Source organism: Providencia sp. JGM181 (genome assembly GCF_018257375.1).
Classification (GTDB): domain Bacteria; phylum Pseudomonadota; class Gammaproteobacteria; order Enterobacterales; family Enterobacteriaceae; genus Providencia; species Providencia lanzhouensis.
The window spans coordinates 1-961 of the sequence record NZ_JAERJY010000285.1 but is presented as its reverse complement, the minus strand read 5'-3'; the positions used below and the strand labels follow the sequence as shown (position 1 = coordinate 961).

Sequence of the window (961 nt, the reverse complement as noted above, 5' to 3'; positions counted from 1 at the left end):
CTAGATCTTCATACTTCTTCTTACGTGCTTTCATTTATAATTTTATCCATATTGAAAGCATGACGTTCTTTATAAGAAGTCATGCTTTTATTAAAAAGCAAAAACCAGATAACAAAACATCTATTTAGCCGTTAACCAATAATGGAGTTTTGTCAATCAATTAAACCAGTAAGTTAAAACCAATAACCTCCTGACCTAAAATAATCATTTAATGCTAAAAGCCTGTTGTATAAACAGGGACACCGAATATGACTTGATAATAAGAGTTTATGGTATCTGCACTTTTAACATGATCTGAAACGCTGACTTCCATCTTCATGCTAGCACTGTTTTCAACTATACGATTTGATGTTGCATCAATATTGTATGGATCAGATGAGAGTTTACCAAAATTCAATTTGCCATCTGAAATAAGCTTGTCTTCACCGTTCGTTACAATGCTTTGCTTAACTATCCTTATAGATCTATCATCATGCTCAACTTTATAAATTAATTCACTGTTATCCTTTATTTTAGCTTCTTTTTCTTTTATCCTGGCATTATTCTCATAATACTCATCAAAAACCTTACTTTGCTCAATTCTAAATTCATAATATTCTAAATCACTAGCAAAATCATCCCTATCCTTATTAAGAAATTCAGAATCCAAACGTTCTTCTAATTTACCGTTATTATATCTCAGCACATTAAATTCATGTTCCAGTTCATATTTTTCCTTCCGTAGTAATTCAAGGAATTTATTGTTACTTTCAAGTTTATTCATTAATAATTTCATCCATGTTGAAAGCATTATTTCTTTCACAAGAAGTAATGCTTTTATTAAAAATCATCCAGTTATAGAGTAGAAATCAGATAAAAAACATCTATTTGGCCATTATCATTAAGATTAACAATATAAATCAATTAAATGAATAACAATAATTCACAGCTTAAAAATAAATCATTATTAACACATCAATAG

Annotated in this window: 1 protein-coding gene; it reads right to left on the bottom strand. The window is 28.6% G+C overall.

All coding sequences use genetic code 11. The features are described 5' to 3' along the window. Positions 1–214 precede the first annotated feature (214 nt). Positions 215–763, bottom strand: coding sequence for a hypothetical protein (locus tag JK188_RS17550; RefSeq protein ID WP_211886826.1), 549 nt, complete (start codon positions 761–763; stop codon positions 215–217). Positions 764–961: the final 198 nt, after the last annotated feature.